This is a genomic window from Qipengyuania proteolytica, assembly GCF_019711565.1.
Taxonomy (GTDB): domain Bacteria; phylum Pseudomonadota; class Alphaproteobacteria; order Sphingomonadales; family Sphingomonadaceae; genus Qipengyuania; species Qipengyuania proteolytica.
Genome location: NZ_JAIGNN010000002.1, coordinates 858,127 through 873,946, shown reverse-complemented (window position 1 = coordinate 873,946; position 15,820 = coordinate 858,127). Strand labels below are relative to the sequence as shown.

The window sequence follows — 15,820 nt, the reverse complement described above, 5'->3', positions numbered from 1 at the left end:
GGGCAGGGGCGCGCCTTTACGCGGCGAATCGGGTTGTGGCAAGCACCTGCTAGCGGGCGATTGCGGTTAGCAAGGCGGTCAGCCAGCCGCGCGTCTCGCCGCTCGGTCGGACGGCGCCGCGTGCAGCCGGACATTCGAGGCAATAGGCCTGCATGCCCTTCACGCCCAGTAGCCGGTCGACATCGCTTTCGACCTGGCCCAGCACGGCGCGCTCGCGCAAGGCGATGACGGCCACCGGATCGGTGCCGCCCCCGGTTTCGGCATCGTCGATCAGCCAGCTGCGCAGCAGCGTGTCGTAGCTGCTCCGGCTAGCGCCCAGATAGCGCGCATGCCAGCCGTCGCCGAGCTTCGCCTGCTGCGCGACCCAGGCGAGCGCGTCGTCCATCCCGCCATACTGGTCCACGAGGCCGATCTGGCGCGCAGTGCCGCCGTCCCAGACCCGCCCCTGACCGATCCGGTCGACCTGGTCGCGGGACAACTTGCGCGAGTTGCCGACGCGTTCGAGGAAATCTTCGTATCCGTTCTCGACCGTCGCCTGGATCATGGCGTCGACTTCGGGGGTGAAGCCGCCAATGAGGTCGGGTTGGCCCGAGAGCGGGCTGGTGCGCACGCCGTCGCTTGAAACGCCCCACTCTGCCGCCGCGCGTTCGAAGGTCGGGATAACCGCGAAGATGCCGATCGAGCCGGTGATGGTTTCCGGTTCCGCAAAAATGCGGTCGGCAGGGGTGGAAACCCAGTAGCCCCCGCTTGCCGCGAGGTTCGCCATCGATACCGCCACCGGGATGCCGCGCGCCTTCTGGCGCAGGATCGCCGTGCGGATACGCTCGGACGCCATGACCGATCCGCCGGGGGAATCGACCCGCACCACCAGTCCGGCGAGATCCTGCGTCAGCGCCTCGTCGAGCAGTTCGGCGATCCGGTCGCCGCCGGCAGTTCCGGGACCTGCCTCGCCGTCGACGATCTCGCCGGCGATCGTGATCACGCCGATCGGCTTGCCGCTGGTCGGGGCGGGATTGTCTTCGAGCCAGGCATTGAGCGGGGTCGATGGGAAAGCGCCGGGCTGCTCGCTCCAGTCGTCCTCGCCGACCAGTTCGACCACGCGCTGGTCGAACTCTTCCTTCGTGCCGAGCTTGTCGACGAGGCCGGCCTGCTTGGCAGCGGTTGCGAGGTCGCCCCTGGCCGCCTGTATCCAGCCGACCGGGTCGCTCGTGATGCGCTCGATATCGGCTGCGGGGCGTGCCTTCTTCACATTGGCGACATACTCTTCCCACAGCGCGCCATAGAGAGCTCCGTAGTTTTCGCGGGCCGGTTCGGACATGTCGGACCGCGAATAGGGCTCGACCGCGCTCTTGTATTCGCCGACCTTGTAGATGCGGGCATTGACCTTCAGCTTCTCGAGCAAGGCGCCGTAGTAGGGCCGCTCGCCGCCCGGACCCGCGATCACCGCGCCGCCCAGCGGATCGACCCAGACCTCGCTGGCATGGGCAGCCAGCAACATGGCATCGTCGGTATAGGCGGTGGCATAGGCTAGGACCGGCTTCTCGGCCGCGCGCACCCGGTCGAGCGCCTCGCCAACTTCCTGCAGGTGTACCTGGCCAGCGCCCAGAAAGCGTTCCAGATCGAGCACGACGGCCGTGATCCGGTCGTCCTTCGCAGCGGCATCCAGAGCGCGTACGAGGTCGCGGGACTGATATTCAGCCATCGGCGCGCTAGAAGCGAGCAGCGCCGCGATGGGATCGACTTCGGAGCGTTCCTCGACGATCACCCCGTCGAGTTCGACCAGCAGAGCGCCGTCGCGCACGGCCGCCGGGCTGGGGCGCGCGGTCAGGATCGCGAACAGCGCCGCAAAGAACAGCAGCATGAAGATGAGGACCAGCGCGTCCTTCACGCCGACCAGAAGCCGCCAGACCCTACCTGCGAAATGCATCCGAATATTCTCCTGTTGCGCCCTAGCTAGGTGAGCCGTGCCCGCTTCGCCAGTCGAAAGCGCTTGAGCGGGCCTATCCGCTCGACTAAGGGCGTCGCTTCAATGGCATCGACGGAAACCTCGGCCCACGCGGCCCGCTATCCTGCGGGCGCGCTGGCATTCCCGCACCGCGACCTGATCGGCATCGGTCAGCTCGAGCGGCATGAAATCCTGTTCCTGCTGGACGAGGCGGAACAGTGGGTGGCGCTGAACCGCCAGCCGACCAAGCACAACGACCTGCTGGCGGGCCTTACCGTCATCAATGCCTTCTTCGAGAACTCGACCCGCACGCTGCTGAGCTTCGAGATCGCGGGCAAGCGACTGGGCGCGGATGTCGTGAACATGCATGCCGCGCAGTCGAGCGTGAAGAAGGGCGAGACGCTGATCGACACGGCGATCACACTGAACGCCATGCGCGCCGATGCGATCGTGATCCGGCACGGGTCGAGCGGAGCGACGCAGCTGATCGCGGACAAGGTCGATTGCCCTGTCCTCAATGCGGGCGACGGGCAGCACGAACACCCCACGCAGGCGCTGCTCGACGCGCTGGCGCTGCGCCATGCGCTGCGCGCGCGGGGCGAGGCAGCGGAGGATTTCACCGGCCTCGTGATCGTGATCTGCGGCGATATCCTGCACAGCCGCGTGGCGCGCTCCAACCTGCTCTGCCTGCAGGCGCTTGGCGCGACGGTGAGGCTGTGCGCGCCGCCCGCACTCATGCCGAGCGGCATCGAAGCGATGGGGGCGGAGGTCTTCCACGATTTCGACGCCGCTCTCGACGGGGCGGATGTCGCCATGATGCTGCGCCTGCAGACCGAGCGCATGAGCGGCCAGTTCATCCCCTCGGCGCGCGAATATCACCACCTTTACGGCCTGACAAAGACGCGGCTTGCCAATGCCAGGCCTGACGCGCTGGTGATGCATCCCGGGCCGATGAACCGCGGGGTGGAGATCGACAGCGAGGTGGCCGACATGATCGACCGCTCTATCATTACGCGACAGGTCGAGATGGGCGTCGCGATCCGCATGGCGGCGCTCGACGTGCTGACCCGCCGCGGGCGCGGGGTCGAGGGATGGGGGGACGCGGCATGAAGCAGATGCAACCCCTGACGATGACCGGCGGCAGGATCGTGACGCCTGATGGCGTTCGCGAAGGCTCCATCAGGCTTGCCGACGGCAAGATCGCCGCAGTCGGAAACGTGCAGGCCGGGAGCGAGGATGCGGTCATCGACGCAAAGGGCGCCCTCGTGACGCCGGGCCTCGTCGATTTCGGCGTGTTCGCGATCGACAAGCCGGCGTTCCATTTCGGCGGGATCACGCGCGCCGCGCTGATGCCGGACCAGTCGCCGCCGCTCGACCTGCCGAGCCGGGTTTCCTACATCGCCAAGAGCGGCAAGCCCGATTTCTGGGTGCATCCGCTCGCCGCCGCAACGCGCGAGCTTGCCGGTCGCGAAATCGCCGAGCTCGCGCTCATGCGTGACGCCGGTGCGCTGGCGGTGGCGACGGGGCGGAAATGGATCGGCGATTCGGGTGCGATGCTGCGGCTGCTGCAATATGCGGCGATGCTCGACCTGCTCGTCGTGACCCATGCCGAGGATGCGGCGCTGGTCGGGCAGGCAGTCGCAACGGCGGGAGAGATCGCCACGCGCCGCGGCCTGCCCAGCGCGCCGGTCGAGGCCGAAGCGATCGCCATCGCACGCGATCTCGCGCTGGCCGAAATGGCAAAGGCGCGGTTGCATTTCCGGCAGGTGACGACGCGGGCAGGACTGGCTTTGGTCCGCGAAGCAAAAGCGCGGGGGCTCGCGGTAACCTGCGGCGTGACCCCGGCGCATTTCATGTTGTCCGATCTCGCCACGGTCGACTTCCGCACCTTTGCGCGCCTTTCGCCGCCGCTGCGCTGCGAGGACGACCGGCAGGCCGTGCGCGAGGCCATCGCCGACGGCACGATCGACGTCATCGCGAGTGGCCACGACCCCCGGGGACCCGAGGACAAGCGCCTGCCCTTCGCCGATGCCGAACCGGGCATGGCGGGTGCCGAGACGCTGCTCGCCATGGTGCTCTCGCTGGTGCGCGACGAGGTAATCGACCTGCCGCGTGCGTTCGATCTCGTGGCGGCGACGCCCGCCCGTCTGCTGGGTGTCGAGGCCGGTGTTCTGGAACCGGGCACAGAGGCGGACATCGCCCTGATCGATCCGGACAAGCCCTGGGTCATCCAGAGCGCGAAGATGGCGGCCACCGCCGGCAATACGCCCTTCGATGGGCAACCCACGCAGGGCCGGGTCACCGCGCTCTACAAAGGCGGCGTCGCGATCGACCTCTAGGGCAGGAAAAAGCCCCGCCCGGATCGCTCCGGACGGGGCTGGCGAAGTCTGGATGGAGTGCGGATGTTACCGCGCTGCGACCCGTACCTCGTTACCCACAACATTGAGGGCGCCGGGAAGGGGGTTGGAAGCGGCGTAGGCAATGCAGCCGTGGCCGCCGGCCTTGACGGTGCGGCACATCGACTGCGCCGAAGCCTTGGCATAGCCTGCCGCCGCCACACGGTAGTAGATCTTGCCGTTGACCCGCGCCTTGGTGATGACCTTTTCGGCATCGGCCAGTTCGGGATAGCGGCTCTGGAAGATCTTCCATGCGGCCTGTGCGTCGGACATCGAGAAGAACGAGCCGAGCTGGATGTTGTAGTCGCCCGATGCCATGACGCTGGGGGCGGCAAGGGTGGGCTTGCCGGCCGGAGCGAGGGCTGCGACACGCGGTGCGGCAACCTTGGCGGCGACCGGTGCCGGGGCGGGCTGGGCCACTTCGGCAGCGACGAAGCGCTGCTCGCCGTAGGTTTCGAGACCGGCTTCGGCGAAAGCGGCTTCACCCGCATCCTGTGCGACCGGTGCAGCGACGACCGGCGGAAGCTCGCTCGCCATGGCGAAGTCGCTGTGCGGTGCCTCGGCTACCTGATCGACCTGCTGCGACGCTTCGAGCGCCAGCTGGCCATTTGCCGGGTGATTGACGAGCGCGAGCATCGCGGGCTGACCGGGATCGGCCACCGCATCGACACCGAGCAGGCTCGCGACGCGAACGGTCGGCTCGTCTGCCTGGGCCAACCTGGCCCACTCGCTCATGCGCTCGCCAAGCTGGTCGCCGGGTACGTCCTGCGATGCGAGCAGGCGGGCGTTGCTCCAATCGCCCGAGAGAGCGAAAGCGTAGGCGAGGTTCTGGCGGACCTTCGCGGTATTCTGGCCGCCCTTCAGCGCGTTGCTGAGGACGTGGACACCCTGCTGCGGCTGGCCGGCGAGGGCGAGGGCGAGGCCGAAGTCGGCCGCGTCGATCGCCGCTTCATGCGCCCGCAAAACGCGGATCGCGCCGTCCCGGTCGCCCATTGCAGTCAGCGCGAGCGAGTAGCTGATGATGGTGCGCGGCGCGGTATCGCCGAGCTCGATCGCTTCGCCGAAGGTGGTGGCAGCCGAGGTGAACCGACCGGCCTCGAGATAGGCGTTGCCGAGCAGCGTACGGGTATAGGCATCGCGCGGCGCCGCCAGCACGGCCGCTTCGGCCTGCTGGATCGCCTTGCTGTCCTTGCCCTTCTTCAGCGCGGTCTCAGCCTGCGATGCCGAATAGGCGTGCGAGGGCGCGACCTTGCCGGTGCAGCCGGCAAGCGCCGTGGTTGCCAGCGCCGTGGTAACGGCGAGCCGGACGAACCGGGTGGTCTTGGCTTTGCTCTCGGTGCTCATTTCCATTCCCCTGAAGGCGATCCCACGTCTTCGAACTTACTTTTCGTTTTGCTGCACCTGGGCAGCGAGGCTCGCGATCTCCGGCATCTCCGCCAGGAGGCCGTCGAGCGCGTCGGTCACCAACTGCTGGGCGCTGCGACCGCGAACTGTGCAGGCAAGACGCAGCATCAGGTGGCGTTCGTGATCGAGCCGCAGCGTGAAAGCTGCACGCTTGCCGCGCGCCGACGCCGCCTTGCGGACGACCGGCTTCTTGTCCTCGACCGGCTGATCGAGCTTGGCGGCGATCCTGCTCAGCGATTCGCGAACCTGGTTCGGTGCCACGTGGGCGCCGCTTTCGTTTGCGGCACGCGGCGCGATCGCCACGACCTTTTCGGCAGGTGTGTCGTCACCCATGTCGTTCCAGCCGAGGTCTTCCAGGTTGGCGGCGGCTTCCTTGCCGTCGATCGGACCGGGAATCCCGGACTGCGGGCGCATGGCGGGCTTGGCGCCGCCCTTGCGCGCGAGGAGCGTCGGGGTGAGCGAGGCGAAATTGGCGTCAGACATCCGGCAGTCTCCGCCCTAGAGCTCTTACTGTGCCACCCGGCGGCCGAAGCCACCAGCGGGGCGATGGGCACCGGGAACCGCGCTCTGCGTGTTCGGTGCGGCGAAGACGGTGCGGCGGAAGTTCTTCTCCAGACGGTCGGCGATGTATTTCCACAGCGCGGTAACCTCGGCGGCCGAGCGGCTTTCGGGGTCCACTTCCATGACCGTGCGGCCGTCGATCATCGAGGCGGCGAAGTCGGTGCGGTGGTGCAGGGTGATCGGGGCGACCGTGCCGTGCTGCGACAGCGCGACGGCGGCTTCCGATGTGATCTTGGCCTTCGGCGTCGCAGCATTGACCACGAAGACCAGCGGCTTGCCGGCGCGTTCGCACAGGTCGACCGTAGCACCCACGGCGCGCAGATCGTGCGGGCTGGGGCGGGTCGGGACGACGATCAGTTCGGCAACCGAAATGACCGACTGGATCGCCATGGTGATCGCCGGCGGCGTGTCGAGCACGGCCAGCTTGAACCCCTGCTGGCGCAGGATGGCGAGGTCGTTGGCGAGACGTGCTACGGTGGTCTGGGCGAAAGCGGGATATTCGTCCTCGCGCTCGTTCCACCAATCCGCAAGCGAGCCCTGCGGGTCGATATCGATCAGGACGACGGGCCCGGCGCCGGCGCGCTGGGCCTGTACGGCGAGATGTCCGGAGAGCGTGGTTTTACCCGATCCGCCCTTCTGCGATGCCAGTGCCAGTACACGCAAGGCTATTCCCCCTGGTTTGAGCCTGTATTCCATCCGTTGGCCGCGCAATTTGCGACCGTTCGAAACAGGAAATCGCAGACTACCCCTAATTTAGGGTTAACTTGGCTGCGTTTTGGTTCGCCCGGGGTTCAGCAGATCATCGGCAAGGCTTTGCTAACCGGCGATTTACTATAGGATGCTGGCGGTCGGGCGTGCCGGCCGCGTCAGTGACGGGAGACGGGGACTGTGGTCGGTACCAAGAAATGCACTCTGATGGTCGCAGGCTGGCTCTGCATGCTTGGTGCGTCGGCCCCCGCGCAGGCCGACGTGAAGGCGGGCGTCGACGCGTGGGGCGAGGGCGACTATGCCGCGGCGGTGCGCGAATGGAACGGCCCCGCGCAGGCGGGCGACGCCGACGCGCAATTCAACCTGGCGCAGGCCTATCGTCTGGGCCGGGGTGTGAAGACTGACCTTGTGCGGGCCGAAATGCTCTACGCGCAGGCTGCCGCACAGGGGCATCTGAGGGCGGCCGACAATTACGGCCTGCTGCTGTTCCAGAACGGTCAGCGGGAGCGGGCGATGCCTTATATCGAAGCTGCCTCATCGCGCGGCGATCCGCGGGCGCAATATCTGATGGGGATCGCGCATTTCAACGGCGAGCTGGTGGAGAAGGACTGGGAGCGCGCCTACGCGCTGCTGACGCTCGCCAATGGCACCGGGCTCCCGCAGGCGAAGGCTGCGCTGGCGCAGATGGACGACTATATCCCGCTGGACCAGCGTCAGGCGGCGCAAGCGCTCGCCGCCCGTCTCAAAGGAGAAGCCGAGGCCGCGCGAGCGCGCGAGCTCGCGGCCGCCGATCTTGCGCTCGTATCGGACGCTCCCCCCGCGACTTCACGCACCGCTCCGCCTCCTCCACCACCTGCGGCGGTATCGCGGGCAGTGGCTCAGGAGCGGTCTGCTGCACCGGGTGCTGACTACACCGTGCCGCGGGGGGCGGGGCCGGTGGTGGTCGCTCGTGCGCAGCCGCAAGAGGCCTCTGCACCTGACGTGGTCGTGTCAGTCCCGGCATCATCGGTACGAACCCAAACCAGCCTTCGCCCTGCGGCAAGCAGCGGCGGGCCGTGGAAGTTGCAACTCGGTGCATTCGGCGTAGCCGGCAATGCCGACCGGCTTTGGGCCAAGCTTTCCGCCCGCAGCGAACTCTCCGGCAAGGAGAAGGTCACGATACCGTCCGGCAGGCTGACGCGCTTGCTGGCGGGTGGCTATTCCAGCGAGGCAGAAGCCCGGGCCGCCTGCACCTCGCTCAAGCGCGGCGGGCAGGACTGCCTCGTCACGAAATAGCGGCAGCGGCTTGGCAATGCGCGCGGCCGTGCTAGTCCGGCGGGCCGCAAAGAGGTCGTATGTCTCAAAACGAAATCGCCGTGTCCCGTGAAGGTGAGCCTGCAGCGGCGGCGCCCATCGCCGCCTCTGCCGACAGCCGGATAGGCAGTCTCGACTTCATCCGCGGCATCGCGGTGATGGGCATATTGCTGGCCAATATCATCTCGTTCGGCCAGCCTGCGACCGCCTATCTCTATCCCGCCGCTTTCACCGTGCCGCATAGCAGGGCGGAAGACTGGATGTGGGTGGCGCAGTTCGTCCTGATCGACGGCAAGATGCGGGGGCTGTTCACGCTGCTGTTCGGTGCGGGGATGGTGCTATTCCTCGAGCGGGCTGCGGCGCGGGGGCAGGGCGTATGGCTGCAGGTGCGGCGCCTGTTCTGGCTGGGCCTCTTCGGTATCGTCCATTTCCTTTTCATCTGGCGCGGAGACATCCTGTTTCTCTACGCCTGTGCTGGCCTCGCCGCGCTGCTGTTCCTGGGCCTGTCGCGGCGAAACATGCTGATCCTCGGCCTGCTGTCCTATGTCGGCGGGGCTTTTCTCTACACCGGTGTGGTCGGTTTCCTGCCGCTGGTGGCCGATGGCGAACTCGGCGGGCGCGCAGCCTTCGCCGAACTTGCCGACGAGCTGGAAGCCGGCAAGCAGGACGAGCTCGCCGACGGACGTCTCGAGACCCGGCTGATCTCGGCTGGCGACTACAGCGGATGGGTCCTTCACAATCTCACCGAACATGCGTCCGAACTGCCGACCTGGCTCCTGCTGTTCTGGTTCGAAACGCTGCCTCTGATCCTCGTCGGCATGGCGGCGTATCGCTACGGCCTGTTCGACGGTGGTCTCGATTCGGGGCGCCAACGATCGTGGGGGTGGGGTCTGCTGCTGTTCGGCACCGTGCTCACCGTGCCGATCGCGCTGTGGGCGAAGGACGGCGGTCTCACCTATTACGGCACGCTGGCGGCGATGATGGGCTGGTCGATGGTGCCGCGGCTCTTCGCGATCCTGGGTCTGGCAGCGCTGCTGTCGCTGTGGGGGCAGGGCGTGCGCGGCGCGCTGGCGGAGCGGGTGTCGGCAGCAGGACGCGCGGCCTTCACCAATTACCTCGGCACTTCGATCCTGATGATGCTGGTGTTCCACGGCTGGGCCGGCGGGCTGTTCGGCAAGCTGGGCCGGACGGAGCTTTATGGCGTTGCTTTCGCGACCTGCGGGGTCATGCTTTTCTGGTCGCGGCCGTGGCTCGAGCGCTTCCGTTTCGGACCGCTCGAATGGCTGTGGCGCTGCCTGACCTACTGGCGCCTGTTCCCCTTGCGGCGATAACTCCACGCCAGCCTTGCTATTGCGAATGACTCGCATTACATCTGCTCTTGCGAATCACTCGCAGGAGAAGCCCGGACATGTACGTTTGCATCTGCAACGCCATCCGCGAGAGCGAACTGCGCCGTGCGGCGCGGCATGTCTCGGGCGATGCGGAAGCGTGCTATGCGGCGCTTGGCAAACGCCCGGCTTGCGGTACCTGCCTCGACGAAGCGGAAAGCATCCTGCTTGAAGAGCGCGAACTCGGTTTCGTACCCGCCGCAGCCTGATCTTCCGCTACTGACAATCGCTTGCAACTGGCGGAATTCTGCCGTTTTCTGCGCGCAATCCCTTGCCAAGCCGGACGTTGTCCACGCATAACGTCCGATCGATCCAGCAGCAGGAGAGCGGCCGTGCAAGGCGATTCCAAGGTCATCGAGTTCCTCAACAAGGCGCTCACCAACGAACTGACCGCGATCAACCAATACTGGCTGCACTACCGGGTCCTGGCCGATTGGGGCGTGACCAGGCTGGCCGAATACGAGCGCCACGAATCGATCGATGAGATGAAGCATGCCGATGTGCTTGCCGAGCGGATCCTGTTCCTCAATGGCCTCCCGAATTTCCAGGCGATCCACAAGCTCAAAGTGGGCGAGACCGTCGAGGAAATCCTCAAGGCCGATCTCGCGGTCGAAATGGAAGCGATCCCGCTGCTCAAAGACGCGATCGCCCATTGCGAAACGGTGCGCGACTATACCACCCGGGAGATTTTCGAACGCATTCTTGAAAGCGAGGAAGAGCACGTCGACTTCCTCGAAACCCAGTTCGACATGATCGCGCGCATGGGGCTGGAAAACTATGTCCAGCTCAATAGCAAGCCGGCGGGCGAGGGCGAGGCCGGCTAGGCGATTTCCCAGAAAGTCGCGTAGGCTCCACCGTGCTTGATAACACGGCCGAGCAGCCGTTTGCCGTCCCACAGTTCGGCGAACCCGTCATGGACATTGATGTCGGCGATCAGCAAGGCCGTTGTCGTATCCGGTGCCTCGATTTCCAGCCGGTCGGCGTCACGCCCATGCTCGGGCTGAATTGACAGTCTGATGCGGTTCACACTGCTTCTCCTCTTTCGCCAGAGGACGTTGCGGGTGCGGGGATGAACCTTCGATAACAGCCGCGAACCGGTCGTTCCGTAGCGTCGGGCCGGCCCCGACCGGCCCCAAACCTGCGATCAGTCGCGCGGCAGGTGGCGGCGCATCCGCTCGCGATTGCGCCGGGCGGCGGTTCTCGTCTCGAGCAGGAAGGATCCGAGACCGGCAACCAGCAGCCCCATGGTCACGATCCACGCAAAGGCGACCAGCGTCCCCAGCGGGGCGCGCACGAAGGCGCTGACGAACAGCAACACGATCACGATGCTGATGGTAAGCGCCGCCGCCGTGCTCAGCATCACCGCGCGCTGCGCCAGAATGCGGCGCTTTTCCAGCGCCGGCAGCTCTTCGAGCAGCGTGCCCGCGCGGCCCTCCTCATCCGCGGCCATGATCCGCTCGATCTTGTTGGCAACCCAGATCAGGCGGTTGGTCATCACGTTCATGACGGCGCCAATGCCTGCGAGCAGGAAGGCCGGGGCCAGGCTCAGCTGGACCACATGCTGCACGCGCGCAGTCGAACTGGTCCGTTCGATCAACTCGAGACCGGGCAGGGCTGCAAGACTCTCGAGCAGCATGCGCGTTCAATCCTTCTGGTAGGGATTCTTCGGTGTCTTGAGGACGACGCGCACCGGCACAGCCTCGAACCCCAGCTTGTCGCGAATGCTGTTGACGAGATAGCGCTCATAGCTTTTCGGCAACATGTCGAGGCGTGTCCCGAACACCACGAAGCGCGGCGGGCGCGTACTCGCCTGCGTGATATAGCGCAGCTTGATCCGCTTGCCCTTGGGAGCGGGTGGCGGATTGGCTTCCAGCGCGTCGTCGAACCAGCGGTTGAGCGCGGCGGTCGGCACGCGGCGGCTCCACGCCTCGCGCAGTTCGAAGGCGGCGGTCAGCATCTGGTCGATGCCCTTGCCGGTTTTCGCGCTGACCGCGAACAAGGGCAGGCCGCGAACCTGTGCGAGCCCTTCGTTGAGCGCCTCGCGAATGCCGTTGAACAGCGAACTGGCGTTTTCCGCCACATCCCACTTGTTGATCGCGATCATCAGCGCGCGCCCTTCCTCGAGCACGAGGTTGGCGATCTTGAGGTCCTGCGCCTCGAGCCCGCGCGTCGCGTCGAGCAGCAGCACGACGACCTCGGCAAAATCGACCGCGCGACGGGCATCGGCGACCGACAGCTTTTCCAGCTTGTCGATCACTTGCGCCTTCTTGCGCATCCCGGCCGTGTCGATCAGCCGGATTTCGCGGGCTTCGCCGCTCTTCGGATCGGTCCATTCCCAGTCGATCGCGATCGAATCGCGCGTGATTCCGGCCTCGGGACCGGTGAGCAGGCGGTCTTCGCCCAGCATCCGGTTAATAAGCGTCGACTTCCCGGCATTCGGCCGACCGACGATGGCAAGCTTTAGCGGTCCCTTGAGGAGTGCTTCCTCGTCTTCCTCGTCGAACGCGTCTTGCTCATCAGCGCCCGCCTCTTCCGCCTTGGCACCGATGATCGGCCAGAGATGGTCGAACAAGTCGGCAATGCCCTCGCCATGCTCGGCGCTGATCGCAGCCGGTTCGCCGAACCCGAGACTGAAGCTTTCGAAGATGCCGGCATCGCCCTGCCGCCCCTCCGCCTTGTTGGCGACGAGCACGACCGGCACCTTCTGGCTGCGCAGCCAGCGGGCGATCTCTTCGTCGAGCGGGGTCAGGCCGAGGCGCGAATCGAACACGAACAGCGCGGCGTCGGCGCCTTCAAGGCTGACCTCGGTCTGCTTGCGCATGCGGCCGGGCAGGCTTTCGGCGCCCTCGTCTTCCCAACCGGCGGTGTCGACGATCTGGAATTCGAGGCCGGCGATCTCCGCATCGCCGAAGCGGCGGTCGCGCGTGACGCCGGGCTGGTCGTCGACGAGGGCGAGCCGCTTGCCGACGAGCCGATTGAACAGCGTCGACTTGCCCACGTTGGGGCGGCCGATGATGATCACCGTCGGCTTCTTAGAGGAGATGCGCATGATGGGGCGCCAAGTGGCGCTTTGCGCGGCGCTTTGCAAGCGTGATGGGAAAGAGGCCTAACGCGCCGTTAACCAAGCCGCGCAGCCTCACGGCAAGGTTAACGCGCTAGCTCGATCATCCATGAAGAGCGTCATCGCCACACTCGCCCTGTTCGCCTTCGCAACCCCGGCGCTCGCCGACGAGGTGCAGGACTTCAGCATCGACCCGACGCGTTCTGCGAACGAGCTCGAGCCCTACCTCCAGTGCGTTCCCTATGCGCGGCAGGTCAGCGGCATCCAGATTTACGGCGATGCGCACACCTGGTGGGAGCAGGCACAGGGCCGCTACGCCACCGGGAACGCACCGCGCCCCGGAGCGGTGATGGCTTTCCGCCCGCATCGGGGCATGCGCCTCGGCCATGTGGCGGCGGTCAGCACGGTGCTCGATTCGCGCCGCGTGCTGCTGGACCATGCGAACTGGTCTCCGATCGACGGACGGCGCGGACAGATCGAGAAAGACGTGCTTGCCGTCGACGTCTCGCAGGCCAACGACTGGAGCGAGGTCCAGGTCTGGTATGCCCCGCTGGGCCGGGTCGGGACGACCGTCTGGCCGGTAGACGGTTTCATCTACGGCGATGGCCGCTCGCAGCCGCGCACCGTTATCGCCCGCACCGAAGAGCCGGTCCGCAAGCAGACCTCGAAGCGCTTCCTCAGCGCCTTTGCCGAATTCCGGTAATCAACCGGCCTTGGCGACCGGCGCGTCCTCGCCCAGATCTTCGTACCAGGCTTCGACCGGACCGGTCAGCTTGAGCGTCAGGGGATTGCCCTTGCGATCGACGGTCTTGCCCGCCTGAACGCGCACCCAACCTTCGGAAATCGAATACTCCTCGATATCCGTGCGCTGCTTGCCCTTGAAGCGGATGCCCACGCCGCGCTTCAGCACTTCCATATCGAAATGCTCGCTCTTCGGATTGACCGAAAGGTGGTCGGGCGGGATGTCTGTCTTGGTTTCGTCGCTCATGGCGCGCGCCGATAAAGCGGCTTGGCCTGCGCGGCAAGATCAATCGGCGGGCGGCGGGGTCTCCGGCGGATGCTGCCCCGGATCGTCGAAATCGGGCGCGGGCGGCTCGAACCCCGGCGGCTCTTCCATCGGGCTCTCGTTAGGCGGGCTTGCCGGGGGCAGCTCGTCGGGAGCGGTCGGATCGATATCGGGCGACGGGTCGGGTTGGCTTGCCATCAGGCATTCTCCTCGGCGGCTGGCGCAAGTAACAAACGCCTCGGCGACCGGTCCTGTTCCTGTGCCAATGCCGCGCTTGCGCTTGGCCGCGCATCCCTCTAGAGGCACGCGCCTACACGCGAGGGTTAGCGCCTTTCGCGCAGCTTCGTTCGGGTTAGCGGGCGTGGCGGAACTGGTAGACGCGCTGGTTTTAGGTACCAGTATCGAAAGATGTGGGGGTTCGAGTCCCTTCGCCCGCACCAGTGCCGCCACGGCGTCAGCCCTCGCACCTTTATCGTTTACGGAAAGTCACGAGTTTCACCCATGCAGATCAAAGAAACCGCCAATGAAGGCCTGAAGCGCGCCTATGCCGTCACTATCCCGGCGAAGGACATCGATGCGCGCATCGGCAGCGAAGTGAAGAAGATCGCCCCGCAGGTACGCATGCCGGGTTTCCGCCCGGGCAAGGTGCCTGCGAACCTCGTGCGCAAGATGCACGGCGAACAGCTCCATGCGCAGGCGGTCAATGACATGATCCGCGAATCGGTCGACAAGGTGATGACCGAGAACAAGCTACGCCCGGCAATGCAGCCGAAGGTCGAATTCGGCGAAGGCTACGAAGAAGGCAAGGATGCCAGCCTCACGGTCGAGCTCGAAGTTCTGCCTGAAGTCGAGGCCCCCGAAATCAAGGACCTCATGCTCGAGCGCCTGACCGTGCCGGTGAGCGACGAGGCGGTGGACGAAGCCGTCCAGCGCATCGCGGACCAGAACAAGAGCTACAAGGATGCGGCCAAGACGAAGAAGGCTGCCGACGGCGACCAGCTGATCATCGATTTCGTCGGCAGCATCGACGGAGTCGAATTCGAAGGCGGGAAGGCCGAGAACACCCCGCTGGTGATCGGGTCCGGCCAGTTCATCCCCGGCTTTGAGGAACAGCTGACGGGCGTGAAGACGGGCGACGAGAAGACGATCACCGTCACCTTCCCCGCCGACTACCCGGCCGAGCACCTCGCCGGCAAGGATGCGCAGTTCGCCATCACGGTCCAGCAGGTGAAGGTCCCGACCGAAACCAAGGCCGACGACGAGTTTGCCAAGAACCTCGGCCTCGAGAGCATCGACAAGCTCAAGGAACTCATCCGCGGCCAGCTCGAGCAGGAAACTGCCGGCCTCACCCGCACGCAGATGAAGCGCCAGCTGCTCGACAAGCTCGCCGCGGGTCACGATTTTGCCGTGCCGCAGGGCATGGTCGATGCCGAGTTCGACCAGATCTGGGCGCAGCTCCAGCAGGAAGCCGCTCGTTCAGAAGACCCCGAAGCCATGCTGAAGGAAATCGAGGACGAGAAGGACGACTACCGTTCGATCGCCGAACGCCGCGTGCGCCTCGGCCTGCTGCTCTCGGAAATCGGCCAGAAGAACGGCGTCGAGGTCAATGCGAACGAGATGCAGATGCTGATCCAGCAGGCTGCCCAGCAGTACCGCGCCGAAGACCGCGAGCGGTTCATCGAATACGTCCGCAGCGAACCGATGGCTGCCGCCCAGCTGCGTGCGCCGCTCTATGAAGACAAGGTCGTCGACTTCCTGTTCGACAAGGCTGAGATTACCGACCGTGAAGTGACGCGCGAGGAACTCGAAGCCGCGATCGAGGCGGAAGAAACCGAAGCCGAAGCGAAGCCGGCCAAGAAGAAGGCCGCGCCGAAGAAGAAGGCGCCTGCCAAGAAGGCTGAGGACAAGGACGAGAAGCCCGCTGCGAAAAAGGCTCCGGCCAAGAAAGCTGCTGCCAAGAAAGCGGACGAGAAGAAGGCCGATGGCGAAAAGCCCGCGGCCAAGAAGGCTGCTGCTAAAAAGCCGGCCGCCAAGAAGGCGCCGGCCAAGAAGTAAGCG

At 65.9% G+C, this 15,820-nt stretch carries 17 protein-coding genes and 1 tRNA gene; 9 read left to right on the top strand and 9 right to left on the bottom strand.

The window, feature by feature from the left end:
- Window positions 1-49 precede the first annotated feature (49 nt).
- Entirely contained in the window at window positions 50-1,927 is a 1,878-nt protein-coding gene (sppA, locus tag K3172_RS13315) for a signal peptide peptidase SppA (protein ID WP_221590797.1), read from the bottom strand.
- 102 nt (window positions 1,928-2,029) lie between these two features.
- Here sppA and K3172_RS13310 point away from each other — a divergent pair, with 102 nt between their 5' ends.
- Both K3172_RS13310 and K3172_RS13305 read left to right on the top strand, forming a co-directional pair.
- Window positions 2,030-3,055 (top strand): aspartate carbamoyltransferase catalytic subunit, encoded by a 1,026-nt coding sequence (locus K3172_RS13310; protein ID WP_221590795.1) that lies wholly within the window; start codon window positions 2,030-2,032, stop codon window positions 3,053-3,055.
- A complete protein-coding gene (locus tag K3172_RS13305) occupies window positions 3,052-4,284 on the top strand; it encodes a dihydroorotase (protein ID WP_221590793.1) in 1,233 nt (410 codons plus the stop codon). Before K3172_RS13310 ends, K3172_RS13305 begins: the two co-directional genes overlap by 4 nt.
- Window positions 4,285-4,350: 66 nt before the next feature.
- Here the strand turns inward: K3172_RS13305 and K3172_RS13300 are convergent, their stop codons facing one another.
- From K3172_RS13300 to K3172_RS13290, 3 genes are read right to left on the bottom strand one after another with little or no spacing between them, the layout of a single operon-like run.
- Window positions 4,351-5,685, bottom strand: a complete 1,335-nt coding sequence (locus K3172_RS13300) for an SPOR domain-containing protein (RefSeq protein ID WP_221590791.1) — start codon at window positions 5,683-5,685, stop codon at window positions 4,351-4,353.
- A 36-nt stretch (window positions 5,686-5,721) separates the two neighbouring features.
- Complete coding sequence (locus tag K3172_RS13295) at window positions 5,722-6,228, bottom strand: hypothetical protein (protein ID WP_221590790.1); 507 nt, start codon at window positions 6,226-6,228, stop codon at window positions 5,722-5,724.
- 24 nt (window positions 6,229-6,252) lie between these two features.
- Window positions 6,253-6,969 (bottom strand): ParA family protein, encoded by a 717-nt coding sequence (locus K3172_RS13290; protein ID WP_219955639.1) that lies wholly within the window; start codon window positions 6,967-6,969, stop codon window positions 6,253-6,255.
- Window positions 6,970-7,194: 225 nt separating this feature from the next.
- On the opposite strand from K3172_RS13290, the gene K3172_RS13285 reads away from it, so the two are divergent.
- The 4 genes from K3172_RS13285 to bfr all read left to right on the top strand — a co-directional run bounded on the left by K3172_RS13285 (window position 7,195) and on the right by bfr (window position 10,519).
- Window positions 7,195-8,289: an SPOR domain-containing protein gene (locus tag K3172_RS13285; RefSeq protein ID WP_345725657.1), complete on the top strand. Its 1,095-nt coding sequence runs from the start codon at window positions 7,195-7,197 to the stop codon at window positions 8,287-8,289.
- Between the two features lie 59 nt (window positions 8,290-8,348).
- Entirely contained in the window at window positions 8,349-9,638 is a 1,290-nt protein-coding gene (locus K3172_RS13280) for a DUF418 domain-containing protein (RefSeq protein WP_221590788.1), read from the top strand.
- A 77-nt stretch (window positions 9,639-9,715) separates the two neighbouring features.
- Window positions 9,716-9,904 (top strand): (2Fe-2S)-binding protein, encoded by a 189-nt coding sequence (locus K3172_RS13275; RefSeq protein WP_221590786.1) that lies wholly within the window; start codon window positions 9,716-9,718, stop codon window positions 9,902-9,904.
- Between the two features lie 123 nt (window positions 9,905-10,027).
- Window positions 10,028-10,519 carry a bacterioferritin gene (gene bfr, locus K3172_RS13270; RefSeq protein WP_221590784.1) on the top strand — a complete coding sequence of 164 codons (492 nt, stop codon included), beginning with the start codon at window positions 10,028-10,030 and terminating at the stop codon, window positions 10,517-10,519.
- Here the strand turns inward: bfr and K3172_RS13265 are convergent.
- From K3172_RS13265 to der, 3 genes are all read right to left on the bottom strand, one after another.
- Entirely contained in the window at window positions 10,516-10,722 is a 207-nt protein-coding gene (locus K3172_RS13265) for a hypothetical protein (protein WP_221590781.1), read from the bottom strand. The two genes, bfr and K3172_RS13265, sit on opposite strands and share 4 nt — an antisense overlap.
- A gap of 117 nt (window positions 10,723-10,839) precedes the next feature.
- The gene (locus K3172_RS13260) at window positions 10,840-11,331 is read right to left on the bottom strand and encodes a DUF2721 domain-containing protein (RefSeq protein WP_221590779.1); all 492 of its coding nucleotides are present in this window, start codon (window positions 11,329-11,331) and stop codon (window positions 10,840-10,842) included.
- 6 nt (window positions 11,332-11,337) lie between these two features.
- Entirely contained in the window at window positions 11,338-12,744 is a 1,407-nt protein-coding gene (gene der, locus K3172_RS13255) for a ribosome biogenesis GTPase Der (protein WP_221590777.1), read from the bottom strand.
- A gap of 121 nt (window positions 12,745-12,865) precedes the next feature.
- Between der and K3172_RS13250 the strand changes: the two genes are divergently transcribed.
- The gene (locus K3172_RS13250; RefSeq protein ID WP_221590775.1) at window positions 12,866-13,459 is read left to right on the top strand and encodes a CHAP domain-containing protein; all 594 of its coding nucleotides are present in this window, start codon (window positions 12,866-12,868) and stop codon (window positions 13,457-13,459) included.
- On the opposite strand, the gene K3172_RS13245 is transcribed toward K3172_RS13250, so the two are convergent.
- Both K3172_RS13245 and K3172_RS13240 read right to left on the bottom strand, forming a co-directional pair.
- Window positions 13,460-13,744 (bottom strand): DUF3297 family protein, encoded by a 285-nt coding sequence (locus tag K3172_RS13245; RefSeq protein ID WP_221590773.1) that lies wholly within the window; start codon window positions 13,742-13,744, stop codon window positions 13,460-13,462. It lies immediately after the preceding gene.
- A 39-nt stretch (window positions 13,745-13,783) separates the two neighbouring features.
- Window positions 13,784-13,960 (bottom strand): hypothetical protein, encoded by a 177-nt coding sequence (locus tag K3172_RS13240; protein WP_221590771.1) that lies wholly within the window; start codon window positions 13,958-13,960, stop codon window positions 13,784-13,786.
- A 157-nt stretch (window positions 13,961-14,117) separates the two neighbouring features.
- Here K3172_RS13240 and K3172_RS13235 point away from each other — a divergent pair.
- Window positions 14,118-14,202: transfer RNA gene (locus K3172_RS13235), tRNA-Leu, on the top strand.
- 61 nt (window positions 14,203-14,263) lie between these two features.
- Complete coding sequence (gene tig, locus K3172_RS13230; RefSeq protein WP_221590768.1) at window positions 14,264-15,817, top strand: trigger factor; 1,554 nt, start codon at window positions 14,264-14,266, stop codon at window positions 15,815-15,817.
- Window positions 15,818-15,820 lie beyond the last annotated feature (3 nt).

Bases quoted from the DNA above. Each gene is read 5' to 3' on its own strand.
- K3172_RS13245 (WP_221590773.1), bottom strand. From the start codon at position 13,744: ATGAGCGACGAAACCAAGACAGACATCCCGCCCGACCACCTTTCGGTC.
- tig (WP_221590768.1), top strand. From the start codon at position 14,264: ATGCAGATCAAAGAAACCGCCAATGAAGGCCTGAAGCGCGCCTATGCC.
- K3172_RS13275 (WP_221590786.1), top strand. From the start codon at position 9,716: ATGTACGTTTGCATCTGCAACGCCATCCGCGAGAGCGAACTGCGCCGT.
- der (WP_221590777.1), bottom strand. From the start codon at position 12,744: ATGCGCATCTCCTCTAAGAAGCCGACGGTGATCATCATCGGCCGCCCC.
- K3172_RS13295 (WP_221590790.1), bottom strand. From the start codon at position 6,228: ATGTCTGACGCCAATTTCGCCTCGCTCACCCCGACGCTCCTCGCGCGC.
- K3172_RS13310 (WP_221590795.1), top strand. From the start codon at position 2,030: ATGGCATCGACGGAAACCTCGGCCCACGCGGCCCGCTATCCTGCGGGC.
- K3172_RS13240 (WP_221590771.1), bottom strand. From the start codon at position 13,960: ATGGCAAGCCAACCCGACCCGTCGCCCGATATCGATCCGACCGCTCCC.
- K3172_RS13280 (WP_221590788.1), top strand. From the start codon at position 8,349: ATGTCTCAAAACGAAATCGCCGTGTCCCGTGAAGGTGAGCCTGCAGCG.
- K3172_RS13305 (WP_221590793.1), top strand. From the start codon at position 3,052: ATGAAGCAGATGCAACCCCTGACGATGACCGGCGGCAGGATCGTGACG.
- K3172_RS13260 (WP_221590779.1), bottom strand. From the start codon at position 11,331: ATGCTGCTCGAGAGTCTTGCAGCCCTGCCCGGTCTCGAGTTGATCGAA.
- sppA (WP_221590797.1), bottom strand. From the start codon at position 1,927: ATGCATTTCGCAGGTAGGGTCTGGCGGCTTCTGGTCGGCGTGAAGGAC.
- K3172_RS13300 (WP_221590791.1), bottom strand. From the start codon at position 5,685: ATGAGCACCGAGAGCAAAGCCAAGACCACCCGGTTCGTCCGGCTCGCC.
- K3172_RS13250 (WP_221590775.1), top strand. From the start codon at position 12,866: ATGAAGAGCGTCATCGCCACACTCGCCCTGTTCGCCTTCGCAACCCCG.